The sequence below is a fragment of the Mesorhizobium sp. B2-8-3 genome (genome assembly GCF_006440815.1).
Taxonomy (GTDB): domain Bacteria; phylum Pseudomonadota; class Alphaproteobacteria; order Rhizobiales; family Rhizobiaceae; genus Mesorhizobium.
Genome location: NZ_VFTW01000007.1, coordinates 137,343 through 161,669 on the forward strand (window position 1 = coordinate 137,343; position 24,327 = coordinate 161,669).

Annotated in this window: 23 protein-coding genes and 1 tRNA gene; 7 read left to right on the forward strand and 17 right to left on the reverse strand. The window is 63.0% G+C overall.

Going from position 1 to position 24,327, the window contains the following annotated elements; genetic code table 11:
• Window positions 1–20 precede the first annotated feature (20 nt).
• From FJ418_RS13810 to FJ418_RS13825, 4 genes are read left to right on the forward strand one after another with little or no spacing between them, the layout of a single operon-like run.
• Window positions 21–419: a hypothetical protein gene (locus FJ418_RS13810; protein ID WP_140866271.1), complete on the forward strand. Its 399-nt coding sequence runs from the start codon at window positions 21–23 to the stop codon at window positions 417–419.
• On the forward strand, window positions 403–1,644 hold the full coding sequence (locus FJ418_RS13815; protein ID WP_140866274.1) for a tyrosine-type recombinase/integrase: 1,242 nt from the start codon (window positions 403–405) through the stop codon (window positions 1,642–1,644). Before FJ418_RS13810 ends, FJ418_RS13815 begins: the two co-directional genes overlap by 17 nt.
• Entirely contained in the window at window positions 1,641–1,841 is a 201-nt protein-coding gene (locus tag FJ418_RS13820) for a hypothetical protein (protein ID WP_140866277.1), read from the forward strand. The genes FJ418_RS13815 and FJ418_RS13820 overlap by 4 nt, the downstream gene beginning before the upstream one ends.
• Entirely contained in the window at window positions 1,838–2,035 is a 198-nt protein-coding gene (locus tag FJ418_RS13825) for a hypothetical protein (protein ID WP_140866280.1), read from the forward strand. Before FJ418_RS13820 ends, FJ418_RS13825 begins: the two co-directional genes overlap by 4 nt.
• Window positions 2,036–2,179: 144 nt before the next feature.
• Here FJ418_RS13825 and FJ418_RS13830 read toward each other — a convergent pair.
• From FJ418_RS13830 to FJ418_RS13900, 15 genes are all read right to left on the reverse strand, one after another.
• Window positions 2,180–2,264 (reverse strand) — tRNA-Leu (locus FJ418_RS13830).
• A 366-nt stretch (window positions 2,265–2,630) separates the two neighbouring features.
• On the reverse strand, window positions 2,631–3,581 hold the full coding sequence (locus FJ418_RS13835) for a hypothetical protein (protein ID WP_140866283.1): 951 nt from the start codon (window positions 3,579–3,581) through the stop codon (window positions 2,631–2,633).
• Window positions 3,582–3,830: 249 nt separating this feature from the next.
• Window positions 3,831–3,974 carry a hypothetical protein gene (locus FJ418_RS31915; RefSeq protein ID WP_181166932.1) on the reverse strand — a complete coding sequence of 48 codons (144 nt, stop codon included), beginning with the start codon at window positions 3,972–3,974 and terminating at the stop codon, window positions 3,831–3,833.
• A gap of 225 nt (window positions 3,975–4,199) precedes the next feature.
• The gene (locus tag FJ418_RS13840; protein WP_140866285.1) at window positions 4,200–5,399 is read right to left on the reverse strand and encodes an MFS transporter; all 1,200 of its coding nucleotides are present in this window, start codon (window positions 5,397–5,399) and stop codon (window positions 4,200–4,202) included.
• Window positions 5,400–5,414: 15 nt separating this feature from the next.
• On the reverse strand, window positions 5,415–6,803 hold the full coding sequence (locus FJ418_RS13845; RefSeq protein ID WP_140866288.1) for an NAD(P)-binding protein: 1,389 nt from the start codon (window positions 6,801–6,803) through the stop codon (window positions 5,415–5,417).
• Window positions 6,804–6,858: 55 nt separating this feature from the next.
• The gene (locus tag FJ418_RS13850; protein WP_140866291.1) at window positions 6,859–7,179 is read right to left on the reverse strand and encodes a metalloregulator ArsR/SmtB family transcription factor; all 321 of its coding nucleotides are present in this window, start codon (window positions 7,177–7,179) and stop codon (window positions 6,859–6,861) included.
• Between the two features lie 65 nt (window positions 7,180–7,244).
• Complete coding sequence (gene arsC / locus FJ418_RS13855; protein ID WP_140866294.1) at window positions 7,245–7,667, reverse strand: arsenate reductase (glutaredoxin); 423 nt, start codon at window positions 7,665–7,667, stop codon at window positions 7,245–7,247.
• Window positions 7,664–8,353 carry an MIP/aquaporin family protein gene (locus tag FJ418_RS13860; RefSeq protein ID WP_140866297.1) on the reverse strand — a complete coding sequence of 230 codons (690 nt, stop codon included), beginning with the start codon at window positions 8,351–8,353 and terminating at the stop codon, window positions 7,664–7,666. The genes arsC and FJ418_RS13860 overlap by 4 nt, the downstream gene beginning before the upstream one ends.
• A gap of 24 nt (window positions 8,354–8,377) precedes the next feature.
• Window positions 8,378–8,710 (reverse strand): helix-turn-helix transcriptional regulator, encoded by a 333-nt coding sequence (locus FJ418_RS13865; RefSeq protein WP_140645227.1) that lies wholly within the window; start codon window positions 8,708–8,710, stop codon window positions 8,378–8,380.
• Between the two features lie 320 nt (window positions 8,711–9,030).
• Complete coding sequence (locus tag FJ418_RS13875) at window positions 9,031–9,711, reverse strand: hypothetical protein (protein WP_140866303.1); 681 nt, start codon at window positions 9,709–9,711, stop codon at window positions 9,031–9,033.
• Between the two features lie 333 nt (window positions 9,712–10,044).
• Window positions 10,045–11,205, reverse strand: coding sequence for a YncE family protein (locus tag FJ418_RS13880; RefSeq protein ID WP_140866306.1), 1,161 nt, complete (start codon window positions 11,203–11,205; stop codon window positions 10,045–10,047).
• Window positions 11,206–11,273: 68 nt separating this feature from the next.
• Entirely contained in the window at window positions 11,274–12,554 is a 1,281-nt protein-coding gene (locus FJ418_RS13885) for a GNAT family N-acetyltransferase (RefSeq protein ID WP_140866309.1), read from the reverse strand.
• Entirely contained in the window at window positions 12,554–13,957 is a 1,404-nt protein-coding gene (locus tag FJ418_RS13890; protein WP_140645231.1) for a lipopolysaccharide biosynthesis protein, read from the reverse strand. The genes FJ418_RS13885 and FJ418_RS13890 overlap by 1 nt, the downstream gene beginning before the upstream one ends.
• 452 nt (window positions 13,958–14,409) lie before the next feature.
• On the reverse strand, window positions 14,410–14,859 hold the full coding sequence (locus FJ418_RS13895) for a hypothetical protein (RefSeq protein ID WP_226892223.1): 450 nt from the start codon (window positions 14,857–14,859) through the stop codon (window positions 14,410–14,412).
• Window positions 14,860–15,316: 457 nt separating this feature from the next.
• Window positions 15,317–15,589, reverse strand: a complete 273-nt coding sequence (locus FJ418_RS13900) for a DUF4242 domain-containing protein (RefSeq protein ID WP_140658868.1) — start codon at window positions 15,587–15,589, stop codon at window positions 15,317–15,319.
• 238 nt (window positions 15,590–15,827) lie between these two features.
• Between FJ418_RS13900 and FJ418_RS13905 the strand changes: the two genes are divergently transcribed.
• Together FJ418_RS13905 and FJ418_RS13910 are read left to right on the forward strand one after the other, a co-directional pair.
• Window positions 15,828–18,413 (forward strand): AAA family ATPase, encoded by a 2,586-nt coding sequence (locus FJ418_RS13905; protein WP_140866311.1) that lies wholly within the window; start codon window positions 15,828–15,830, stop codon window positions 18,411–18,413.
• A 23-nt stretch (window positions 18,414–18,436) separates the two neighbouring features.
• Entirely contained in the window at window positions 18,437–19,540 is a 1,104-nt protein-coding gene (locus FJ418_RS13910; protein ID WP_246683040.1) for a malate/lactate/ureidoglycolate dehydrogenase, read from the forward strand.
• Window positions 19,541–19,756: 216 nt separating this feature from the next.
• Here FJ418_RS13910 and secA read toward each other — a convergent pair whose 3' ends face one another.
• Window positions 19,757–22,489 carry a preprotein translocase subunit SecA gene (gene secA, locus FJ418_RS13915; RefSeq protein ID WP_140866314.1) on the reverse strand — a complete coding sequence of 911 codons (2,733 nt, stop codon included), beginning with the start codon at window positions 22,487–22,489 and terminating at the stop codon, window positions 19,757–19,759.
• Between the two features lie 262 nt (window positions 22,490–22,751).
• On the opposite strand from secA, the gene FJ418_RS13920 reads away from it, so the two are divergent.
• Window positions 22,752–23,666, forward strand: a complete 915-nt coding sequence (locus tag FJ418_RS13920; protein ID WP_140645235.1) for a peptidylprolyl isomerase — start codon at window positions 22,752–22,754, stop codon at window positions 23,664–23,666.
• Between the two features lie 59 nt (window positions 23,667–23,725).
• Here FJ418_RS13920 and FJ418_RS13925 read toward each other — a convergent pair whose 3' ends face one another.
• The gene (locus FJ418_RS13925; RefSeq protein WP_140645236.1) at window positions 23,726–24,319 is read right to left on the reverse strand and encodes a TetR/AcrR family transcriptional regulator; all 594 of its coding nucleotides are present in this window, start codon (window positions 24,317–24,319) and stop codon (window positions 23,726–23,728) included.
• Window positions 24,320–24,327 lie beyond the last annotated feature (8 nt).

Below are 24,327 nucleotides of genomic sequence, written 5' to 3' on the forward strand. Positions count from 1 at the left end.
GTGCATAAGGGAGACGTTGAATGACGCCGGAACAAGAAGTTTTGAGGGCCTACCTGGAAGCCAACAAGAGGGTCCAGGCCACCCAGACAGACGGGCAGATAATGCCGCTGGCTATCCTCAATACCCTATTGGGTGCGGCCATATGGGGCGATGATCCGGTACGTGGTGGTCCCGCCACTCTTGAAGAACTGGCAGGGAGGCTGGGTATCGGTCCGACCACCCTGTCAACACACCTTCGGTACCTGGGCGACAAGTACCGGAGCGACAAGGATGGTCTCGGCCTGGTACAGGTGGAGGAATATCCCCTCAACCGTCGCATGAAGACCGTGGGGCTGACCCATAAGGGGAAGGCCTTGGTGGACCAACTAGCGTACATCCTAAGCGGGGTACGGGGGAGGGTGCATGCCAATTCAGCCTAATGGCAGAAAGTTCTTGGTGACGGTCAACAGGGCCGCCGCCAAGGAGGGCTATCAGCGCATCAGGAAGGCCGCCGACACCTACAAGGAGGCTCAAGACCTAGAGAGGGAGATCGAGGCAGCCCTGACGGCCTACGGTATGTGGCCCGTTCCTGCCACCCAGGAGCCCCTCTCCGAACCGCTCGAAGCCTACCGTCACGCGGACACCAACGAGTACCGCAATCCGACCCACAAGACAGGCACCCTCCGCGAGGCAGCCCGCATCGCGCTGGAGACCCACTGGCATGGCATGAGGTCCGCCAAGTCGGTCGAGCCCTGCTTGTGGCGCATGGTCTACTTCTTCGAGGCTCTCGGGAAGTACGACATCGACATGATGGTGAGTGCCGACCTCCACGCCTTCGTCAAGAAGCTCCGTGAGGGTGGCAACTCCCCCTCCTTCATCAACCAGCAGCTCTCCCACTTCCACATCGTCAACGAGATCGCGAGCAAGCAGACGCCGGCCCTCTGCACCATCGTCCTATCGATGCCCCGCGAGGCGACACGCATAGTGGAGAAGTGGTGGCTGCGCCCCGAGGACCAGGACCGGGTAAGCACCTGGCTGCGCGACCCTCTGTCCACCTACACGGATGCTATGTTCGCAGACCTCATCGACTTCATCTGCTACCAGGGTCTCCGCGTCGAGGAAGCGCTCCGCCTGGAGCCGCGCCTCTTCACCGGCCTCAATGGAAAGGACCCCTGGCTCCAGCCCGATGGAACCAAGACGGTCAACGCCCAGAACTCCATCCCCGTCTTCCCGGAGGCCGCCGAGGTGGCCAAGAGGGCAGTCGCCAGGGCCATCGACAATAGGTGGGACAAGCTCTTCCCGATCACCCCGAGGCAGGCCGCCGATAGGTGGGGCAAGGTGCGGGCATTCCTCCAGGTCGAACACATCCCGACCGCCACCATGAAGGCGCTCCGCCGCACGTTCGCCTGGTACGCCAACGACCGGGGGATGCCCACGGCCACCCTCCAGCGTGTCATGCGTCACCGTCAGATCAGTACCACGGCGGGCTACCTGGAGCTTATCGGGGGCGGGGACCTGTCTCGCAGCCGGGAGTACTTCCGCGTCGAGCAGCCCGAGCCAGAGGCACCCAAGGGGAGCAACGTTGGGGAGATCATCAAGGCCTATGTCGCCACGGGTGCGAGCCCCGAGGACGTGGCCAGGTTCGCCAGGGAGTTGATGGTATGAAGGCGCGGACACCCAAGCCAAAGCGTGAGTACCTGGAGATGCTTGATGGTCGGAAGTTCTTCTCGGAGGACAACTGGCACACCATCTGGCAGTACCGGGGTCACACCAACGGCAGCAGCCACCGTAAGGTATTAGACAAGGGGGAGGCGGATCGCATCCGCTTCCTCGTCATCGCCCAGGGGAGCGCCGGACCATGAGGACACCGCCCATCACCGAGGAAGAGTTCCTGACAGCGCTGGCCGATTGCTCCGAGGGAGGACCGTTGTTCCATGTTGACCCGGACGATATGGGGGCCTTCCTCCACGCCCAGGTGAACCTCACCCAACTCGTCACCGCGCTCAATAACCTGACCTTCGAGAAGGAAACCTTACGTAGGGTGGACGAGCAATGAAGCACCCATACCACGACACCCTACGCGCTGCCGCCATGGAGCTGGGGCAGGCAACCCTAGGGGCGCACTTCGGGACCAGCGAGGCGCACATCCGCCATCGCATCGCGAAAGCCAGGAAGTTTCTGGATGAGGCCGAGGCAATGATGGTGCCCCCTTCCGGGGTCGAACCGGAACTCCCGAAGGAACCGGATTTTGAGTCCGGCGCGTCTACCAATTCCGCCAAAGGGGCATTACGATGAGGGCCTATAGCGGAGGGGTCCTTATGCCGTCAACTGACAACTCAACCACCTGGCTCGTGCTTGGAGCCATCGCCCTAGTCGTGGCCTACAGCATCGGCAAGACTGACGGGAAGTCCACGGCACACCAGGACGCGCTCAACGACCTTCAGCTCAAGTGCCAGGCCCACGGCGAGTATCTCATCTGCCCCCAAGAGCTGACCTGGAAGTAACCGCCACCAGTGGCAGACGACCTCCGAGCTAACTCCTTGAAATACCTAGCTGCCACCAGTGGCGGCTCTAGTCTCAAAATCGAGTTCCGCAAGGAGTGCTGGTTCGATCCCGGCTAGGGGCACCACCACCTTTGGATGCAGCCTTCCTCAGGCGAGGCCAAAAAATCGCTGACGCTTTTCGATGCCAGCGATCTTGTCCAGCATCTCGATCAGGTCGTCGGACTTTTTCTTGTGCTCCAGAAATTGAGCCTTCTTGAAGGCATCGGTCAGCGTAGGCGGGCGCCCTAAGAAAAACAGCTTATCCCTCGAATAGACTTGCGTTATCTGGTTAATCCAATCCACCATCCAAGGCGGAGCGATCATCGACGCGCAATTCGGTGAAGAACGCATTGTCATCGGTGTGCAAAAATATATGCAAAGGTCGGGCGTCAGAGAGATAAGAGCCCGACCGCTTGTCTTGTTGGTGACCAAACCGTTAGTTATCCAGTCTAAGCTTCCATCACCAAAGATGAATTTCTTGAGAGGTGACCGGAGAATAATAAAGCATTGATTGGAAATTATGCCATTTAGACATAATTTCTTTGCAATACGATATCTTTGAGACATATTTATTTTACCTACCTCCTCACTTGGTGGTAATCCCATCATTCCAGGATAATTCTCATACCGTGATCTGCTTGCTGGGCTTCGAATTAGGATAGAATATATAAGGAGCAGTAAGGTGCGATGGTTTCGTTCGTCTATTTGAAAGAATTTGCAATAGTCCTTTAAAGATCTATCTTTTTTGAAGAGAAGCTGAGCGATCTTGAGCCAATCCGACGGTGAGTAACCCAGCGGCTTTAGTTTCCTAAAGGCCAGGATTGTGTTGTGAACCTCGTTGTCAACGTCAAACTCGTCTTCGAACTTGTGCTCCCACTCGCCGACCTTAAAAAGCGTGTGGCCGTGGATTTTGTAGCCGATCTTTCTGTTCGCAGCCCGCTTGCGGTCGACTGTCCCGCTAGGTTCGATCCATGAGACGTCGCCTGCTTTGTCAGTCCAATAGCTTTGCAACCCGACCGGCCACCAATGATGGTTCTTCGAAGTGTCGGCGCTCGACATACATTACCCCGCAACCCAGCGCCATTCTAGCGATCAGACGCCAGAGTCTTCAAGGCAACTCCGCCAACATCCCATCTAGCGATAGACCAACCTTCGCGGCAGGTCTAAGCACTATCGGCCGTGCGTCGATATTCGGGTGGCTGAATAACGATCGTGATCTTTGTGGAGGTGCCCGGTCATCGTCAGCGCGTCGCGTCGCGAACAGCAGGCGCAGGCCGATCACGGCCAGCCTGCGCCTTTGTCGCGCGGTCAGAGCGAGTGCTTGTAGCCGATCGCGATGTTGAGCTTGTCGCCGGCGAGATCGTCGTAAGGCGCCGACGTCGTATCGGTCTTTTTCCACGAATAGCCGAGGTTGGCATAGACGGCATTGGTAGAGTCGATGTTGTAGGTCACGCCTGTGGCCAGCTTCGGCGTTTCCCAGGTGGTGCTGGAGGCGTTGCGGTAGCGGAAGTTGAAGACATTCCACGTCCATTGCTTGGACAGCTTCCAATCTCCAGCGAGATACAGGGCGTAGTAGGGTATCTGCGCATTTGCGTCGGCGTCCTTGACGATGCCGGTGTCATGCCAAGTGTAGCCGAGCGCAACGCTGGGAGTGACAACCCGGCCGGTCGCTATGCATTACTGCATCTGAACCTGCAGTGTTCGACGACGGAAGATCAGCCAGCCCAAGCTGCAGGCGAGCCCGACGTTCAGCAACGCCAAAGCGGCGAGAGCTGCAAGGGTGCCATGAGGGCCGACTTGCTCCAACAACAACGCTCCCACGGACGGCGCTGCTGCCTGAGCGATCAAGCTGGGCATAGCGAGACGTCCCATGAGCCTCGCATATCCCGCAGGGCCAAACAGAGCGAGCGGCAGCGTGCCCCGCGCTATCGTTTCGAGGCCGATACCAGCCCCGTAGAAGGCAAGCGCCACAGCCACAACCGGAACCCCGACCCAGAGCGCACCAATGCCGATGGCGACGAATGTCACGGACGCGAACTTGGTCCAGATGGGATGATGGTAGCGGGCGATGAACATCTCGACAGCACGCGCCGACACTTGAGCGGGGCCGACGAGTGCCCCGAGCCCAACGGCGGCGACAAGCGCCATGCCGCCAGCCTGCAAGATGGTGAGCAGATGAACTGACACCGTCGACGAAATGACCGCCGCCAACGTCAGCGTGGCAGCCAGGAGAACCGTGATCGGAACCGAGGTCGCCGCAGAAGGGACCGCAGCCTGTGTCTTTCCCGGCCGGTCCGGGACGCTCGGCGGAGGCACCCCACGCGGCAGCATTGCGAGATAGAGGGGGAGGGCGAACAACAACTGTACCGCGGCATAGACGAGGCAGGTGCCGCGCCAGCCCGTCTCGCCAATCAGGAAGGCCGAGATCGGCCAACAGATGGTGCTGGCGAACCCGCCGAACAACGAGAGGGTTGTGATAGCGGAGCGCGCGCCGTGCCCATAGAGCCGCCCGAGGGTGCCGAAGGCGGCGTCGTACAAGCCTGCCCCCATGCCAAGTCCCACAACGACCCATGCCGCGATGTAGGCGACGAGGTTTGGGGCGGCCGCAAGCCCGATCTGGCCGACGCCGATCGAGCACGCGCTGAACGCAAGTACGTTTCGGCCGCCGTGCCGTTCAATGGATGAGCCGACATGAGGCGAGATCAAGCCGGCGACGAGCAAGCCGAGCGACAATCCGCCAACGACCCAAGTCAGCGGCCAGCCAGTGTCGGCGGCTACCTTCGGTGCGATGACCGCCGGCAAGTAGTAGGTGGACCCCCAAGCCATGATCTGGGTCAGTCCAAGGACGGTTATGATCGTTCGCCGACTGCGCTCCATCGCGGTTTGGTTCGTTCATGCTGCTGCGTTGCAACCGCAGCCGCTCTTGCCAGCGGCTTTCGCTTCAGCGTCGGCGACACAACAGGCGTCAGCCTCGGAAGGAGCTGGGCCACCACAACACCCGCCACCCGTCGCGCGTATGGTTGAGGGAGGGACGGTGCAGACGCCTGTTTCGGGTAGCACCAGTTGCACGGCATCCGCAGCCGCCATCTCGCCAGCGAGGGCTGCCGCGACCGACCGTACCTGTTCATACCCGGTCAGCAGCAAGAAGGTCGGAGCGCGGCCGTAGCTCTTGACGCCGACGGTGTAGAAGTCGGGCTCGGGATGGCTCAGTTCGCGATGGCCGTGCGGGGGAACGTCGCCGCAGGAGTGCTCGTTGGGGTCGATCAGAGGCCCCAGCGCCTTGACGCTCTCAAGCCACGGGTCAAGGTCCAGCCTAAGTTCGCGCGTGAGGGAGAGATCGGGCCGCTGGCCGGTCGCGGCGATGATACGGTCAACAGGCCCCAGCACTTGTAAGCCGTCCCGCGTTTGACCTTCAACGGTCAGGCGGCCGTTTGAGCCGCGGATGGCCAGCGTTGCGAAGCCGGTGACCATCGTTGTGCCGCCACTTTCCACCAGCTCGCGAGCATCGGCACCCAGCTCGCCACGAGCGGGAAGTTGGTCGGCGTCTCCACCACCATAGATGCGAACAAGATCGGTACTGCGTGTCACCCAGAGAGAAGCGGTGCCCGGCTCGTCAGCAGCCAGTCTATCGAGTTCCAGCAGAGCGTTGGCGGCCGAAAGGCCGGAGCCAGCAACCAGCGTCGTGCGACCGGCATAGAGGTTGCGGTCGCGGCCGAGAATGTCGGGGATGCCGTAAGCGATCTTGTCAGCGAACTCCGCTTCACCCTCCGCCGTGATACCACCGCCCCCAAGTGGGTTTGGCGTCTGCCATGTCCCGGACGCATCAACGACGGCGCGCGCGCGGTCGCGCCTGATCCCGTCGGCGGTCTTCACGACCAACAGGAAGGGCCTTGCCTGTCGATCCTTGCTCAATACCTTGTCCGCACCCCAGCGGGAGATGCCGACCACGTTGGCGTTGGTCTCGATAGACGTTGAGAGTTCAGGCAGCCTTGCGAGCGGTTCAAGGTAGTGCGCAATCAGCTCGTCAGCGGTTGGGAACGCCTCAGGATCGGGCATCGTCCAGCCACTGCGCTCAAGAAGCCTTACCGCCGTCCGATCCACACAGTAGCGCCAAGGCGTGAACACCCGGACATGACCCCAGTCGCGGAGATTGGTGGCGACTTCCGCGCCGGCCTCGTAGACCTTCACGGGGAGCCCACGCTGAACGAGATGGACTGCAGCCGCCATGCCGACCGGGCCGGCTCCGATGACGGCGACAGGGAGGGCGTCATGGTCATTCATCGGCATTGTTTCCGTCCTTCCGGGATCATCGAAATACGAAACAAAAAAATATGCGCTATGCCGCTGCTTCGCCCTCGGCGGCACCGCAAGCGGCGTCAGCGCAGCACTCGTCAGCCAGGAAGCCGATCAGCTCCCTCATGATAGGGTAGTTGGCCCGACAGATCAGGGTCGTTGCCTGCCGCTCTTGCGTCACGAGGCCGGTCAGAATGAGGCGATGCAGATGGTGGGACAGCGTCGAGGCCGCGATGCCAAGGCTGTCCTGCAAGTACCCCACGGGCCGGCCTGCTTCGCCGGCTCTGACCAGTGTGCGATAGAGCTTGAGCCGTGTCGGGTTGCCGATGGCTTCGAGCTGTTTTGCTGCTTGTTCGAGTTTCATGGAAATAACACTGCACCCGCCGCCGGCACAGGTCAATACCTATTTCGACAAAGATCGAAATATGATCAAACGACCCGTTTACCGGTCGCGTCGATAACGACCTCGCCGTCTTCCTTGGTGAAGGGGCCGATGTCGGGATTGGGCAAAATCGGGAGGACCGCCTCAGAGGGTCGCGCAAGGACCGCGCCCAGCAGGGTCACCACGATTGGGCGGTTGATCAGGATCGGATGCTTGAGCATGGCGTCGATCAGATCGTCGTCTGACCACTTTGGGTCCGCGAGCCCAAGCTCCTCATAGGGCGTTCCCTTCTCCCGAAGCAGCGCACGGGTAGTGATCCCCATGGCTGCGATCAGCTCAACCAGCTTTGCACGTGAGGGAGGCGTCTTGAGGTATTCGATGATCTCGGGCTCTTCGCCGCTCTGCCTGATCATGGCCAGCGTGTTTCGCGAGGTGCCGCACTGGGGGTTGTGATAGATCGTGATGGTCATTCGGCGGGTTCCTCATTGGTGATGGCTTGGGGTTCCGCAAGCAGCCAGCCGGCAAGCGCCATTGCCACCAGAGCCCCGGCAAGCTGGGCTGCGATGAAGGCCGGGACATCGAGCGGCCGGATGCCCGCGAAGGTATTGGAGAGGGCGCGGGCCACGGCCACGGCCGGGTTTGCGAACGATGTCGAGGCAGTGAACCAATAGGCGGCCACGATGTAGAGGCCAACCAGCCACGGGATGGCATCAGAGCGAAAGCGGAGACCGGCAAGGATGGTGAAGACGAGGCCGAAGGTCGCAACCGCCTCAGCGATCCACAGACCAGGCCCCCAGCGCACCGTGGTCGAGAGACTGAAGAGCGGCATGTCAAACATGGCATGAGCCGTCAGTGTGCCGAGTATGCCTCCCGCGAGCTGGGCTGCCACGTAGGTCAGGGCCACATCGCGGGCCATTTGGTGCCTCAGGCTGAACACGAGCGTGACCGCTGGGTTGAAATGCGCACCGGAAATCGGGCCGAGGATAGTGATCAACACGATCAGTATCGCGCCGGTCGGCAAGGTGTTGCAGAGCAAGGCGAGCGCCACATCATGGGTCAGCCGGTCGGCCATGATCCCGGAACCGACCACGGTGGCGACCAGCATCGCAGTTCCAAGTCCTTCGGCAGCGAGCCGTCGCGGCAGGTCAGCGGACACGGTGCCGAGCCTCCATTGAGATCGTCAGCATTTACAGGTCACCGCCTGGATGACCGGCCGGCAAAGCTCCGGGGCGCCCCTGCAGCAGTCTTCCATCAGGTAGGCCAGCAGATCGCGAAAGGCGTTCATGTCGACGACATACCGGATGATCCGCCCCTCCCGTTCGGCGCGAACAAGCCCGGCGCGGTCGAGGACCTTCAGATGCGCAGACATGGTGTTCTGCACCGTTCCCAGCTGCGATGCGATCTCGCCGGCTGGAACGCCTTCGGCACCCGCTTGCACGAGCAGCCGGAACGTCTCTAACCTTGTGTCCTGACCAAGCGCGGCCAGCGCCAGCAGAGCAGTAGTCTTGTCCATCCATCCATCCATCCGGATTTGTGGATGTGTAGGTCCGCAGCATGACGGTTGGATGACAGGCTGGTGGGGGTCGGAATATTTTGGCCAAGGATTTGCGCGCCCAATCCGATTATCAGCACGCGCCACGTTCCCCTGCCGGGTCTCCGGCCTATTGGGAGCGCATTGCGGTCTTGGGACTTTCTGGAGGTGGCCTCAGAGCCGCAAGAGCTGCATTGCGGGCGTGGGGCGCAGGCCGACGACGGCCAGCCTGCGCCTTTGTTGTTTTCACGCAATTCCGGACGAAAAACCGCTACACACTTTTCCTGGAATTGCTCTAGCGATCAGAGCGAGTGCTTGTAGCCGATCGCGATGTTGAGCTTGTCGCCGGCGAGATCGTCGTAAGGCGCCGACGTCGTATCGGCCTTTTTCCACGAATAGCCGAGGTTGGCATAGACCGCATTGGTGGAGTCGATGTTGTAGGTCACGCCTGTGGCCAGCTTCGGCGTTTCCCAGGTGGTGTTGAAGGCGTTGCGGTAGCGGAAGTTGAAGACATTCCACGTCCATTGCTTGGACAGTTTCCAATCTCCGGCGAGATACAAGGCGTAGTAGGGGATCTGCGCATTTGCGTCGGCGTCCTTGACGATGCCGGTGTCATGCCAAGTGTAGCCGAGGGCAACGCTGGGAGTGAGGGTGAAGGCGTCCGTCAGCTTGATCTTGTAGCCGAGACTCGCCTCGCCGTAATATTGTGTCTTTCCACCGGTCTTGAAGGTCGGCTGGATGAATATCCCGCCGACGAAATTGTCGGCGAAATTGTGCGAGACGCTGAACTTGAAGTAGGTGTCGGCGAGCGATCGCGCTTTGTTGCTGCCATTGTCGATGGCGTAGAACTCGGGACTTCCCTCGATCCCCAGAGTCCAGGTCGGTGCTGCCGGCGGGGGTGCTTCGACAAGGTCGGCGGCGAAGCTGGATGATGCCATGGACAGTGAGATGCCCAGTGGCGCGATAATGGCACGAAAAAGCATGGTCTTTCCTCGATGTAGGAAGTGGCGGGAGATGTGTGCCGGCGATGCGGCGAGGAACCCGCTAGGCGCGCCGGATTTCAGTTGTGTGACGATGTGCCATTTGTGCAGACACAAGGACATCACGAAGTTGGGATCGCCGGATTGCCAGCCTTGGTCAGTTCGATGGGCACCCTGATCGGTCGGACGCAACAGTCGCCATTTCGACGCCATGTCGGCGGCATCCCTGGCTGGGCATCCCGCAGGAACTCGTCCGGCCCGGTGGGCTCACCAGCAATCTCATGCCGATCGGGCATCGGCGCAGCCCGGCCTGAACTGCTGTGTTGGAGCTGGCTGCTACCGCATATTCCCCGTGTGTCCCTGCGAGTAGCGCCCCGGCTGTGGCCACACCGTCAGCCCATGCGGCTCGACGCCGACGCGTATTTTCGTCACGCCGCCGCTGGTGGTGTCGATCATATAGACGTCGCTGTCGAAGCGGCCGGAGAACCATAATTGCTTGCCGTCGGCGCTGACATTGCCCATGTCGGGGCTGCCGCCGCCCGGGATCGGCCATTGCGCGACCACGGCGCGGGTGGCGAAGTCGATCACCGTCACGCTGCCCCGGCCGTTGGCCTTGCCCTGTTCCATCTTGTGCGAGCCGCGGTTCGAGACATAAAGGCGTTTGCCGTCGCGGCTGACGACGAAGCCATGCGTGCCGATGCCGGTGGGGATGAAGCCGATTTCGCGAAAACTGTCGCCGTCGATCAGGAACACGCCATCATTCATCATGTCGGCGACGTAGAAAACCTTGCCGTCGGGCGAGAGGCGGATGTCCTGCGGCATGCCCATCTTGGAGAGGTCGAGGTGGCCGAGCACCTTCTGGTTCTTCAGGTCGATCTTGGCCAGGCCGCCATCGCCATATTCGCAAGTGAAGATCGCGTAGGAGCTGTCGACCGAGAAATCGGCATGGTTGATGCCGGGGCAGGTCGGCGTCGGCAGGCTCGATTTCAGCGCCATGGTGTGCGGGTCGCGGAAATCGAGCCGCTTCATCGCCTCGTCGACGACGATTGCCGCGCTGCCGTCTGGCATGAAGTAGAGATTATAGGGGTCGTCGACCGGGATCTGCTGGCCGGGCTTGGCCGTCATCGGGTCGATCGGCGTCAGGCTGCCGTTCCTGCCGGTGCCGTTGTTGGCGACCCAAAGCGTCTTGAGGTCCCAGGACGGCACGACGTGCTGCGGCTTGCTGCCGACCGGGAACCGGCCGACTTCCTTCAGGGTGACGGTGTCGATCACCGAGACGCTGTTGGAGGAGCGGTTCGGCACATAGACACGCGGCAGTGCGCCGGCCGTAGCGGGGCTCAGATAGCCGCCCGTGGTCTGGCTGTAGATGCTGACCGGGGGAGGCAGCGGATCGGAGCAATCCTCCGGGCAGGTATCGGCCCAGGCCCGGGCAGGCATGAGCGCAGTCAGCAGCACGGCCGCACGGAAACTGGTGTGACACAAACGACTTCTGATCATCTGGATGGTTTCGTGTAGGCCGGCCCGAGTTCGCCGCGCGGACCCATAGCTTGTGTCCCGCCGTTGATCTAGCGCCTTTTCAAAAGGCTCCGCATGCGGTTGCGCAGGATGCGCGCCATGTTGCGGGTCTCACGGTAGAGATGCAGTTGCGAGGCCGCCTGACGTGCCAGCCGGTCGGCATCCGGCGTCAGCCCGACCACCAGCGTGCCCATCGGCTTGCGCTCGCTCCACAGCCGGCTCATCACCGGGTGGTCCGGAACCGCGCAGGAATCGGTCATGACGATGTTGGGATCGTCGAGATGCTGCTTGGTCACCTCGATCATCAGCAGCGTGCCCGGCGAATAGGCGGAAAGCGCCTCGTCATAGGCCGTCTTCCAGGTGTAGGCGACGCCGGCCTCGACGAAGACGACCAGGCAGGCGACGGTGCGGCCGTCGAGCGTCAGCAGATGGATGCGGCACATGTCCTGCTCGGCCAGCCTATGCACGGCTTCGCGGGCGAAGGCGGCGCGGTAACGGTCGATCGCCATCGCGGTGCGCTCGCGGCCTTTCCAGCCGGCCGCTTCAAGCGTCAGGAAGCTCTCGATGGCATGGCGTATCTCGTCCTGCCCGCGTGCCACGATGTGCTCGAGCTTGCCGAGGTCGGCGAGACGCCGCTTCAGGCGGCGGAACTCGCGATAGTGGTGCGCGCGCAGCGAGGCCTTGAGGTAATCCTCGCCGTCGGCATCGCTTTCCAGCACCGGCCGCTCGACCTTGCCGGTGGTCACCATGGTCAGGCCGCGGCTGTCGGCAAACGAGGTCATGAGGCTCGCTACCGGACCGTCGAGCTTGATGTCGGGCAGCACGAAGACCTTGGGTAGCTTGAGATGCGGCCGCGACAGCATCGAGAAGAAATCCTCGATGACGCCGACCGGATCGTCGCGATCGACCAGCGGCGTTCCGAGCGGGCCGAACGGGCTCGACCATGTGCGCATCACCGGGACGCCGAGCGGGATCGCCGGCCGCTCGACCGAGAACGGCGCCAGAAGCCGAAGCCGGTTGCGGTATTCGTCGCCGTCGCGGATGACGGCAAGCCGCACCTCGCGGTCTTCCAGCCGGGGCATCGCCGGCGCCAGGAAGCGCGGGTTGAAGAAGACGTTCGGCTCGATCGTGCGGGCGCTGAGATAGTCGAGTTCCTCGACAAGTTCGAAGCCCGCCGAGGCTGGGTAGATGGCGAGCTTGCGCTCCGGCCGGTTGCTGGCGAAGAGCTCGATATGGGCGGGGTCGACCTCGCGCGCCAGGCCGGCAAGGTTGGAGACCATGGCGCCGGCGGTGCCGCCGCTGGTCTCTTCGAGCAACGGGACGGCGGCCATCAGGCGATTTCCTTGTTTGCGGGCACGAAGATCGCCATCACGATGCCGAGCTTGCGCCAGACGGTGAAGGACAGCGCACTGGCCTCGAAGACCATGGCGAGGCTGGTGGCGATTGCCGCGCCCCAGAGGCCGAACAGCGGGATCAACAGCACGTTGAGGCCGATGTTCAGGGCAAGCGTCATGGCATAGACGGCGGCGCAGATGTTCTGGTTGCCGCTCATGGTGAGCAGGCTTTCGCAGGGGCCGACGGCGGCGCGCGCCACGACGCCCAGCACAAGCAGGAAGAGCAGCGGGTAGCCAGCGGTGAATTCGGGACCGAACAGCATCAGCATCGGCTCGCCCAGCGCCAGCACCATGAGCGCCATCAGCAACGAGGGCCAGAAGGTCCAGGACACGGTCTCGCGAGCGAAGGCGGCGAGCTTGTCCGGTTCGCCATGGGTGAACTGCGCGTAGCGCTGGGCAACGCCGGCCTTGACCGCGAAATAGACGAAATGCACCAGCGCCAGCGTCTTCACCGTGGCGAAATAGACGGCGACATCGTTGGGGTTCATATAGGCGCCGACCATCAGCACGTCGGCATTGGTGAGCAGGAAGAAGAAGCTCTCGACCAGGAATATCGGCAGCGAAACGAGGATCCACTGGCCGAAATGCACCGCCATCGGCCCGGCCGGTATCTTTTTCTCCATGCGCGAGGTGACGGCCATCAGCTGGCCGAGCGTCGTGACATAGGTGGCCGCGATCGAGGCGAAGATCGCGGTCTTGGCGTCGGGCACGTAGTGCAGGCCAAGCATCAGCGCCATGAACGCCAGAATCAGCACCGGCCGCACCAGATAGGTGGGCGAGAGCGCCAGCAGCGCCCAGGAATTGGCGCGCGCCAGCCCCTGCAGGAGATCGCCGAGCGCGATCATCGGCAGGCAGATGACGCCGAGGATGAAGGGGATGACGTAGTAGTTCTCGATCCAGTCCGAGGCGAGCCACACGCCAAGGGCGCCGAGGCCCGCGATCAGCGTCGAAGCAGCGAGCACGAACAGGCGGCTGGCGAGCACGATGCCGCGCAGTTCGGCCAGCATGCCGCGTTCGCGATATTCGGGAATGAAACGAATGACCGAGGTGTGGAAGCCGAGGCAGGCGAGGTTGCCGACGATGACCATCGTCACCCAGACCAGCACCGAGATGCCGTATTCGAACGAGCCCATCCAGCGCGCCATCAGCACCTGGCTGACGAAGGCGATGAAGGCGCTGATGATACGGATCGAAAAGGCGATCAGCGACATGCGCCCGGCTTCGCCGCGCTCGTCGGCGGTGAACAGCACTGCGTCGATGCGGCCAAGCAACGGACGCATGCGCAGCGCCCAGCGCTGCGGCAGGAACCGCCCGGCAGTCGTCGCCGCGGAAAAGCGCACCCAGAACTCTCCGTTTTCCGCCTCTTTCCAAGGTTTCGGTCTATCCGAAACACCTTAAGAAAGGGTGGGTGGGGTGCCGGCGGGCGTATGAGGGGCAGCGCGGGCTTTCGGAAATTGCGCTGAAGTGCGCAAGCCGTAGAAAGCTAAAAAGCTGCGCGGGCATGATAGCAAATAAGCAGACATCTCGTACGGGAATTCGCGCTGAATTTTCCCGTGTCGGGACAAGATTTTTGGGAATATCTGGGAGGTCATTCTCGAATTAAGGGTGACGGAATAACCTTTCTCCAGATTGCCTACGCCATGATTGCGGTCTCGTACCTTGTTGCCGTTTTGGCACTAATTTCAGGTCACTAGCTGCGAAACGCGGCCAATCGCAATCGCCGGCGCTGCCCCTCATCCGGCCCTTCGGGCCACCTTCTCCCCGTCAAACGGGGAGAAGGCAAGGGCGCTGCTTACATCCCCTTCATAGCGTCGCAGGACACATTCGGGTTCATGTCGGCGAAGGCGCCGGTGGGGTTCTGCTTCCAGGCCCAGACATGCAGCTCGTAGAACGGGCCGAGGCCGTAGCGGTTGGGGGCGCTGTTGAAGTTGAACAGCTGGCCTTCGAGCGAGGCCGGACCCTTCGAAGTGATATATTCGACGGCGACCAGCTTCAGCGTGCCGTCGGCCATCGGCTCGTACATGACCGCCTCCGGCTTGGCGACGTCGACGGCGTCGTCCTTGAGGTAGGTCGCATTGACGTAGTGGATGCCCATGGCGCCGCCGGTGATGCCGCTGGCGCAGGGGATCGGCGCGTAGCCTTCAGCTTTCGCCACCGCGACGTCCTCGAAGCGGCTGTCCAGCGCCCGCACCTTTTCGGCAAGCGGATTGACGGTTTCGGCGTGGGTGGCGCTTGCCGCCATGACGGCCAGGGCCGATGCGCCGATGAAATATCTGGTCAGGCTGGGGATGCTCACTGTTCTCTCTCCAATTCCGTTAAGCGCGCGCGCAAGGGCAGGGCCGGTCTTTTTCAAGGCCGGGCCTGCGACGCTTGGCGCGCGTGTCATTCGAAGGGCGAGACCGCGAGGTCCCGCCAGGGCCGGTATGGAACATCAGTAATGCCACCAATATTCCCAGTATTCGCGCGGCAATTCCCGCTCACGGAGGCCGATGTCGCGCCTCAGATGGTGATCCTGCGGGAGAGGCCGGCGGCGCCTGTTTCGCACAGGCGAAAACAGTGCCGACACGAGCCGCCGCATGAAGCCGCGCCGCGGTGCGAGAGTATCCGCCGCGGCGGATACTCCCTCGCTGTCCGGCATGACAACAGGTCCGCCATCGACAAGGACGATCGTCTCATCGTTTTGTCGTTCATCTGCCCGATCAGCGATAAAAGTAGGGGTCAAGGACCCGCACCTCCGTGATCTTGTCGACGGGAAGCGCATTCTTCTGCGCGGTGCTGCGGATCGCCTCCGGCGAGGGCGCGTCATAGATGCAGAAGCTCTTCGACTTGTCCGGCGAGACGAAGGATTGCACCCAGGTTACGCCTTTCTCGGCGTTGCGGGCGATGACGCCGCCCATCGCGGTCGCGCCGGCGTCGTTCATCGGCACATGAAGCCCATCGGGAAAGGTACGTTCAATCAGGTAACGAGGCACGATAGGGGTTCCTTTCGTTGGTGAGTTGCGCTCGGTTCAAGCGCGACCCAGCAGAAATCACCTTCGCGGAAGGCGCGCATCGGCACCTTTCCCCATATTTGACGGGACGATTCCCTATCTTTGGAGCGTTCTATGTGGAAGCAGGCACTGGAACGTGTGGAAGGTCACATTTCCACAGCTTCGTACCGACTATCCAGCGGCATCCGCCGCGCCAACAATCCCATTCGCGAGAGTGACGATGCTTCTGGAAAGACAGACGCAACTGAACCAACTGGAGGCCGTGCTGGCCGGCACCGTGCGAGGCCACGGCCGCGTCGTGGCGCTGTCCGGCGAAGCCGGCGCCGGCAAGACGACGCTGGTCGAGGCGTTCACGGAGCGGATGACGGCAGGCGTGAAGCTGTTGCGCGGTGCCTGCGAAGACCTCTCGATTCCCGACCCGCTCGGCGCGCTCTACGATCTTGCGCGCGAGGCGGGATGGGAGTTGCCGCAGGCGATCGATGCCCGTCAGGGGCAAAGGCTGCCGTTCTTTTCCGACGCGCTCGACGTTTTCGAGACGAAGGGTCCAAGCGTCCTGGTCATCGAGGATCTGCACTGGGCGGATGATGCGACGCTCGATTTCGTGCGCTTCCTGGGCCGGCGTATCGCGAGCACCCACATCCTGCTTCTGATCACGGCGCGCACCGACCGCAGCGAGGGGCAGATGCGGGTGCGCCGGGCGCTCGGCGAAATCCCGGCCGGCAACGTCCATCGTATCGAGGTCCCTTTGCTCAGCGAGACGGCCGTCCTGTCGCTCGCCGAGGCCGCCGGCCGCGACGGCGGCGCCATCTACCGCGCCACGGCAGGCAATGCCTTCTTTGTGACGGAGTTGCTGGCCGGCGAGAAAGACGGCCTGCTGCCGGTCAGCGTGCGCGACGCGGTGCTCGCGCGCGCCGAGCAGCTCTCCTCCGGCGCCCGCTCGATGCTCGACGCGGTCTCGGTGTTCCCGCGCCGCGCCGACGCCTGGGCGCTCAGCGGCCTTTGCGGAATTGCCGCCGCCGGCCAGCTCGCCGAATGCGTCGCCAACGGCCTGCTCGAGGATTTCGGCGACGGCTATGCCTTCCGCCACGAGATCGCCCGCACGGCGATCGAGATGGCGCTGACGCCCAGCAAGAGACGGGAGTACAACGAGCGCGCCTTGGCAGCGTTGCGGGAAAATCCGCAAGTCGCCACCGCAAGGCTGGTGCATCATGCCGTGGAGGCGCAAAGCCTGGACGTGGTGCGCGAGCTGGCGCCGGTCGCCGCGCGCGAGGCTTCCCGCGTCGGTGCCCATCGCGATGCGGCGGGTTACTACGAGGTCGCCCTGCGCCACGCGGATATCCTGCCGATCGAGAAGCGGGCGGAGCTTTATGAAGGCCATGCCTTCGAGTGCCATCTGATCGGCCGCATCGACGCGGCGATGGAAGCGCAGGACCGGGCGCGCCAGCTGCGCCGGGCGCTGGGCGATCGGCTCAAGGAAGGCGACTGCCTCAGGTGCCTGTCGCGCTTTGCTTATCTGCTCGGCGATCGCGAGGCAGCGGACCGTTTCGGCGAGCAGGCCGTGGAGCTTCTGGAGACCGCTCCCGACAGCGCCGAGCTGGCGATGGCCTACTCTAACCTCTCGCAACTGGCGATGCTGGCCGAGCGGCTCGAGGACACGCTTTCGCTCGGCGGCAAGGCGGCCGAACTGGCGGAGCGGCTCAACCGGGCGGACATTGTCTGTCATGCGCTGAACAATGTCGGCGCCGCCGGACAATGGCTGGATTTTGCCAAAGGGCGGCGCGATCTCGCACGCAGCCTTGGGATTGCGCTGTCGGGCAACTTCCAGGAGCATGCGGCGCGCGCCTTCACGAACTGCGCCTGCGTCGAGATGAATAGCCTCAACTTCAAGGAGGCGGCGTCGTTCCTGGATCGCGGCATTGGCTATTGCGTCGAGAACGATCTCGCGACATGGCGCGACTACATGCGCGGCGTGCAGGCGCAGCTTTTGCTTCGGCGCGGCTTTTGGGACGACGCCGCGACAATGGCGCATGAGGTTGTCGACGACGACGCAACGACGCCGCTCGTGCGCTATCCGTCGCTGGTGGCTCTGGCGAGGCTGCGCATCCGCCGCGGCGACCCATCGGCCGAGCCGATCGTCGAAGAGATGAGGCGGTTCCTGGACAAGGGCATGGAGCTGCAGCGCCTTGTGGCGTTTGCCGAGGTGCTGGCTGAGTTGGCCTGGCTTGGACAAGCCGACAGGCAGGAAGCCTTGCGCCTGATCGCGGTTGCCGAAAGCCTCGCGCCGACGCCGGCCGTGTTCGGCGAACTTGCCACCTGGCGGCAGCTGTTGTCGCCCGGATCCGACCCCGGCGATACGAACGGCATGGCGGAGCCGCACCGCCTGCAACTGACCGGCGACTGGCGCGCCGCCGCAGCGCTATGGGCCGAAATGGGGGCGCCTTTCGAACAGGCACTGGCCTTGCTGCGCGGCGACGAAGCGGCGCAGCGCGAAGCGCTTGCCATTTTTGAGGACCTTGGCGCGAGGGCGGTCGCGCAGCACGTCCGCGGCCTTATGCGGGAAAGCGGCGTCAGCCACATCGCGAGAGGACCGCGACAGGCGACGCGCGCCAACCAGGCCGGCCTCACGCAGCGCCAGATGGAGGTGCTGCAGCTGATCGAACGCGGCTTTTCCAACAAGAAGATCGCCGCGCATCTGACCATCTCGCCAAAGACGGTCGATCATCACGTGTCGGCGGTGCTGGACAAGCTGGAGGCCGTCTCGCGCGGCGAGGCGACGGCGGCCGCGCGCGATTCGGGATTGATCTAAACTTGATTGTACCGCACAAACCAATGGTGATGGAGGAGCCAACTTACGTCATTCCCGCCGCGCGGCTGAAAGAGTTCGTCGCGACTATTTTCGCGACCGCCGGCTGCGCGCGGGACGAAGCGTATCGGATCGGACACTACCTTCTGTCGGCCAATCTAGCGGGCCATGACAGCCACGGCGTGATACGCACTCCGCGTTATCTCTATTGGCTGCGGCAGGGTTATGTCCTACCGGGGCAGACGCTGACGGTGGTCTCGGAGGGTCCCTCCTTCGCCACAGTGGACGGCAATTGGGGCTTCGGCCAGACAATCGGTCCGTTGGCCGTCGACACGGGCGTGGAGAAAGCCAGGGCCGCGGGCGTTTCGATGATCGGCCTGCGAAACTCCAGCCATCTCGGCCGGATCGGCGACTGGGCAGAACGGGCCGCCGATGCCGGTCTGGTTTCGTTGCATTTCGTCAATGTGGGCGGCGGTGAGCTGGTTGCGCCGTTCGGTGGGATCGATCGACGGTTTTCCACGAATCCAATCTGCATAGGCGTTCCGTCGGACGGCAAGGAACCTATGTTCCTGCTTGATTTCGCGACGTCGCTTGTTGCCGAAGGCAAGGTACTGGTCGCATCGAACGGCGGCAAGCCAGTGCCGGAGGGAGCACTGGTCGGGCTCGACGGAAAGTTCACCTCGGACCCGTCAGCACTTTACGGACCGATCGTGCCGGGCGGCGTTCGGGACTTAGCGCATGGCGAGGGCGCTCTCGTCGCTTTCGGTCTGCACAAGGGCTCCGGCCTTGCCTTCATGTGCGAAATCCTGGCGGGCATCCTGGCTGGAGGCGCGACGTCCGGTCCTATCCCTGGCGGCAAGCGCGGCCGCATAAGCAACGGCATGCTGTCGATCTACCTTGACCCGGCCCGCTTTGGAGAGCCGGATTTCCTGCAGAGAGCGCGCGCTTACGCCAACTATGTGAAGGCCTCGCGACCGACCACGCCCGGTACTCCGGTCCTGGTTCCTGGCGAGCCGGAAGCCCGGTCCCGCGAGGAGCGCCTGCGCTCCGGCGTTCCGCTGCAGAAGCAGACATGGGATGCGATCTGTGCAGCCGCGTTGTCGCTCGGGGTCCAACCTCCGACGTTGTAGGACGCGATCTTCGATAGAATTGTTTGCCGCGTCGTGTCGATATCCGACGCCATGACTGCAGGCTTTATGGATGAATTGAAGTTAAGGTCGTGCAGTTGGAAGTAGTCGGGCACGCCGGGCACGGCTTTGAACCTGTTCAGCCCCTTGCGAAAGTTGTCTGGGACTGGGATCATATCCGTTGAAAAGTCCCGGCGAAAGCCGGGACTGAAGACCTGCTCAGGCGAACGTGCCGTGGCAGTGCTTGTACTTCTTGCCGGAGCCGCAGGGGCAGAGCTCGTTGCGGCCGACCTTGCCCCAGCTCGCGGGGTTCTTCGGGTCGCGGTTTTCCGGCGCGACGACGGCGTTGGTGTCCTGACGCATCAGAAGCGCGGTCTCGCCGCCCTGGAAATCATCCTCGCCGGTGGAGCCGTCGATATGGCTGCCGAACATCTCGGGGGCTTCGGGCGGCGGCGCGTCCGCCGCCTGGCGCACCAGCTCGACGCGCATCAGCTGCGCGGTGACGGCTTGGCGCAGGTTGCCGAGCATGCCCTGGAACAGCTCGAAGGCCTCGCCCTTGTATTCCTGCAGCGGGTCGCGCTGGGCGTAACCGCGGAAGCCGACGACGGAACGCAGGTGGTCGAGATTGACGATGTGCTCGCGCCACAGATGGTCGAGCGTCTGCAGCACCACCGAACGTTCGACATAGTTCATCACGTCGGGGCCAAAGCGATCGGCGCGCTCCTTGGCGGCGGCGTCGGCCGCGGCCGCGATGCGCTCGCGGATGTCGTCCTCGGCGATGCCCTCTTCCTTGACCCATTCCTCGATCGGCAGGTCGAGGTTGAGATACTGCGCCGCTTCCTCCTTGAGGCCGGCGACGTTCCACTGCTCGGCATAGGCGTTTTCGGGAATGTTCTTGGCGACGATCTCCTCGATGACGCCCTCGCGCATCTCGGCGATCGTCTCCGACAGGCCTTCGCCGTCCATCAGCTCGATACGCTGCTCGAACACCACCTTGCGCTGGTCGTTCGAGACGTCGTCATATTTCAACAGGTTCTTGCGGATGTCGAAGTTGCGCGCCTCGACCTTCTTCTGCGCCTTCTCCAGCGCCTTGTTGATCCAGGGATGGATGATCGCCTCGTCTTCCTTGAGGCCGAGCTTCTGCAGCATGCCATCCATGCGCTCGGAGCCGAAGATGCGCATCAGGTCGTCCTGCAGCGACAGGAAGAATTTTGACCGGCCGGGATCGCCCTGTCTTCCTGAACGACCTCTAAGCTGGTTGTCGATGCGGCGCGATTCGTGGCGTTCGGTGGCCAGAACGTAAAGGCCGCCGGCGGCCAGCGCCTTTTCCTTCAGGCGCTCGACGTCGTCGTTAATCTCTTTTTCCCGAGCCTCGCGCTCGGGTCCGGGCGGCATGTCGCCCAGCTCCTCGGCGATACGCATCTCGGCGTTGCCGCCGAGCTTGATGTCGGTGCCGCGGCCGGCCATGTTGGTGGCGATGGTGATGGCGCCGGGCTTGCCGGCCTGGGCGACGATAGCCGCCTCGCGCTCGTGGTGACGCGCGTTCAGCACTTCGAAGTCCTTGAAGCCATCCTTGCGCAGGCGTTCGGCCAGCTGCTCGGATTTCTCGATCGAGGTGGTGCCGACCAGCGTCGGCTGGCCTTTGGCGCTGGCCTCGCGGATTTCCTTGACGATCGCCTTGTACTTCTCTTCGACCGTACGGTAGACCTCGTCGTCCTCATCCTTGCGGATGACCGGCAGGTTGGTCGGGATCTCGGTGACCTCGAGGCCGTAGATGTTGCCGAATTCCTCGGCCTCGGTCAGCGCGGTGCCGGTCATGCCGGCAAGCTTCTTGTAGAGGCGGAAATAGTTCTGGAAGGTGACGGAGGCCAGCGTCTGGTTCTCCGGCTGGATCTGCACATGCTCCTTGGCCTCGAGCGCCTGGTGCAGGCCTTCGGAGTAGCGGCGGCCCGGCATCATGCGGCCGGTGAACTCGTCGATGATGACGATCTCGCCGTTGCGCACGATGTAGTCGCGGTCCTTCTGGAACAGAAGATGCGCCTTCAGCGCGTTGTTGACGTGATGGACGATGGCGACGTTCTCGACGTCGTAGAGCGACTCGCCTTTCAACAGGCCGGCGTCGCGCAGCATGTTTTCCAGCTTCTCGGTGCCGTCCTCGGTGAAGATCGTCGTCTTCTGCTTCTCGTCGACCTCGTAGTCGGCCGGGCCGAGCTTCAGCATGAAGGCGTCGATGGTGTTGTACATTTCCGAGCGGTCCTCGAGCGGACCGGAAATGATCAGCGGCGTGCGCGCCTCGTCGACCAGGATGGAATCGACTTCGTCGACGATGGCGTAGGCATGGCCGCGCTGCACCATCTGCGAGCGCTCATATTTCATGTTGTCGCGCAGATAGTCGAAACCGAGCTCGTTGTTGGTGGCATAGGTGACGTCGGAGGCGTAAGCCTCGCGGCGCTCGTCGTCGGAAAGGCCGTGGACGATGATGCCGACGGTCAGGCCGAGGAATTTATAGACGCGGCCCATCCATTCGGCGTCGCGGGTGGCGAGATAGTCGTTGACGGTGACGACATGGACGCCCTGGCCGGCAAGCGCATTGAGATAGACCGGCAGAGTGGCGACCAGCGTCTTGCCCTCGCCGGTGCGCATCTCGGCGATGCCGCCATTGTGAAGCACCATGCCGCCGATCAATTGTACGTCAAAGGGACGCATGCCAAGCACGCGGCGGGCCGCCTCGCGCACCGTGGCGAAGGCTGGAACCAGCAGGTCGTCGAGCGCGGCGCCGTTGGCGAGATCCTGGCGGAATTTTTCAGTGCGTCCCGAGAGCTCGGCGTCGGAAAGCGCCCGCATCTCGTTTTCCATGGCGTTGATGGCTTCGACCCTGGGCCGGGTCGACTTGACACGGCGGTCGTTGGAAGAACCGAAAACCTTACGGGCGAGACCGCCGAGACTGACCATCCAATGGTCCTTTCGATAGCAATTTAGCCGTTTGCGACAGGCGCCTGGCGGGCCCATCAAATCCGCGTGAATGCGGACAAACGCAAAAAGCGCCCGGAAAACGGTTCTGGACGCCAAGTCGATGGACAGATAAGAGGGGGCTCAATCGATGTCAACGCCGCGTTAGCCCTATGGGCAGCGCCAAATTCCGCCACAATCCGACTGATTTGGAACCCTTCCGCTCACGCGGTCCTTATTGGCAATCCCCATTGGAGTTATCTTGATGTCCCTGTCGTTCCGCCGCGCCTCGCTCGCCAGCCTCGGTCTGGTCTTCGGGCTCTCGGCTCTTAGCCTGTCGCCGCTGATGGCGCAGGAGACCAAGCCCGCCCAGGACGCCACAGCGCCGGCGGCGGCTCCGGTCGATCCCAATGCCGTGGTCGCCACCGTCAATGGCGAGAAGCTGACCGAGGCCGATCTTCAGCTCGCCGAAGGCGAACTGTCGCAACAGTTCGCGCAGATGCCGCCCGAACAGCGCCGCGCGGCTGCCCTTTCGGCCGCGATCGAAATCCGCGTCATGGCCAAGAAGGCGGTCGACAGCGGCCTCGACAAGGACGCCGACTTCCAGCGCCGCATGGCGTTCCTGCAGGCTCGCGCCCTGCATGGCGAGGTGGTCGAGAAGGAAGTGGTCGACAAGGTGACGGACGCCGAAGTGCGCGCCCGCTACGACCAGGAGATCGCCAACACGCCGCCGGTCAACGAAATCCACGCCCGTCACATCCTCGTGAAGACGAAGGAAGAGGCCGAGGCGATCATCAAGCAGCTCGACGGCGGCGCCGACTTCCAGAAGCTCGCCAACGAACACACCAGCGATCCAAGCGGCAAGACCAGCGGCGGCGACCTCGGCTGGTTCGGCCCGGGGCAGATGGTGCCGGAGTTCGACAAGGCGGCCTTCGCGCTCGACGTCGGCAAATATTCGAAGGAGCCGGTGCAGTCGCAGTTCGGCTGGCACGTCATCAAGGTCGAGGACAAGCGCGCCAAGCAGCCGCCGGCCTTCGACGACGTCAAGGACCAAGCCAAGCAGGCGGTGATCCGCGACAAGTATTTCGCCATGGTCAAGGAGCTGCGCGCGGCCGCCAAGGTCGAGATCCCGGACGAGAAGCTCAAGAAGGACATCGACACGCTGGAAGCCGGCAAGTAATCCGCTTGCGGCTGGATAATTCTAAAGGGCGCCTTCGGGCGCCCTTTCGCTTTCGGGGGTCAAGCGTTCATTATACCCCGCGTGATGTAGCGTATGGCGGCGCGGATCAGCGCGTCGTCCTCGTCGAGCCGTCCGGCCAGAAGATGCCGCCAGGCGAAGGAAGCGATCAGATCGGCGACGATCCCGGCATCGACATCGGCCGCCACCTCGCCCCGCGCCTTGGCGCGCTCGATCATCCGGCCGGTATGGCTGCGGCGTCCTTTCGAATATTCTGCAAGGGCGGCCGCGGCTGTCTCGTCCGATTGCGCCTCCGCGATCAGCGAGCGGAAGATGTTGCCCGACGGGGTGTCGCGCCAATGCGCGAACAGGTTCTGAAGGAAGCCGGCCAGATCGTCCTCGATGTTCCCGGTGTCGGGCGTCTCGACGCGCTTCTGCCGCTGGTAGACCTCGATCAGCAGCGCCGCCTTGCTCGGCCACCAGCGATAGATGGTCGGCTTTCCCGCCCGCGCCCGCCGGGCGACGGCCTCGATCGAGAAGCCGGCATAGCCCGCCTCGCGCAACACCGCCTCGGCGGCCTTGACGATGGCATCGGCGCTCTCGGGATTGCGTTTCGCGCCGATCGACTTGCGCCCGCGAGCGGCGGCTTCGTCCATCGAGGTCT

Coding starts and splice junctions, on each gene's coding strand:
- FJ418_RS13810 (WP_140866271.1), top strand. CDS start 21: ATGACGCCGGAACAAGAAGTTTTGAGGGCCTACCTGGAAGCCAACAAG.
- FJ418_RS13815 (WP_140866274.1), top strand. CDS start 403: ATGCCAATTCAGCCTAATGGCAGAAAGTTCTTGGTGACGGTCAACAGG.
- FJ418_RS13820 (WP_140866277.1), top strand. CDS start 1,641: ATGAAGGCGCGGACACCCAAGCCAAAGCGTGAGTACCTGGAGATGCTT.
- FJ418_RS13825 (WP_140866280.1), top strand. CDS start 1,838: ATGAGGACACCGCCCATCACCGAGGAAGAGTTCCTGACAGCGCTGGCC.
- FJ418_RS13835 (WP_140866283.1), bottom strand. CDS start 3,581: ATGTCGAGCGCCGACACTTCGAAGAACCATCATTGGTGGCCGGTCGGG.
- FJ418_RS13840 (WP_140866285.1), bottom strand. CDS start 5,399: ATGGAGCGCAGTCGGCGAACGATCATAACCGTCCTTGGACTGACCCAG.
- FJ418_RS13845 (WP_140866288.1), bottom strand. CDS start 6,803: ATGAATGACCATGACGCCCTCCCTGTCGCCGTCATCGGAGCCGGCCCG.
- FJ418_RS13850 (WP_140866291.1), bottom strand. CDS start 7,179: ATGAAACTCGAACAAGCAGCAAAACAGCTCGAAGCCATCGGCAACCCG.
- arsC (WP_140866294.1), bottom strand. CDS start 7,667: ATGACCATCACGATCTATCACAACCCCCAGTGCGGCACCTCGCGAAAC.
- FJ418_RS13865 (WP_140645227.1), bottom strand. CDS start 8,710: ATGGACAAGACTACTGCTCTGCTGGCGCTGGCCGCGCTTGGTCAGGAC.
- FJ418_RS13875 (WP_140866303.1), bottom strand. CDS start 9,711: ATGCTTTTTCGTGCCATTATCGCGCCACTGGGCATCTCACTGTCCATG.
- FJ418_RS13880 (WP_140866306.1), bottom strand. CDS start 11,205: ATGATCAGAAGTCGTTTGTGTCACACCAGTTTCCGTGCGGCCGTGCTG.
- FJ418_RS13885 (WP_140866309.1), bottom strand. CDS start 12,554: ATGGCCGCCGTCCCGTTGCTCGAAGAGACCAGCGGCGGCACCGCCGGC.
- FJ418_RS13895 (WP_226892223.1), bottom strand. CDS start 14,859: ATGGCGGCAAGCGCCACCCACGCCGAAACCGTCAATCCGCTTGCCGAA.
- FJ418_RS13905 (WP_140866311.1), top strand. CDS start 15,828: ATGCTTCTGGAAAGACAGACGCAACTGAACCAACTGGAGGCCGTGCTG.
- FJ418_RS13910 (WP_246683040.1), top strand. CDS start 18,437: ATGGTGATGGAGGAGCCAACTTACGTCATTCCCGCCGCGCGGCTGAAA.
- secA (WP_140866314.1), bottom strand. CDS start 22,489: ATGGTCAGTCTCGGCGGTCTCGCCCGTAAGGTTTTCGGTTCTTCCAAC.
- FJ418_RS13920 (WP_140645235.1), top strand. CDS start 22,752: ATGTCCCTGTCGTTCCGCCGCGCCTCGCTCGCCAGCCTCGGTCTGGTC.
- FJ418_RS13925 (WP_140645236.1), bottom strand. CDS start 24,319: ATGGACGAAGCCGCCGCTCGCGGGCGCAAGTCGATCGGCGCGAAACGC.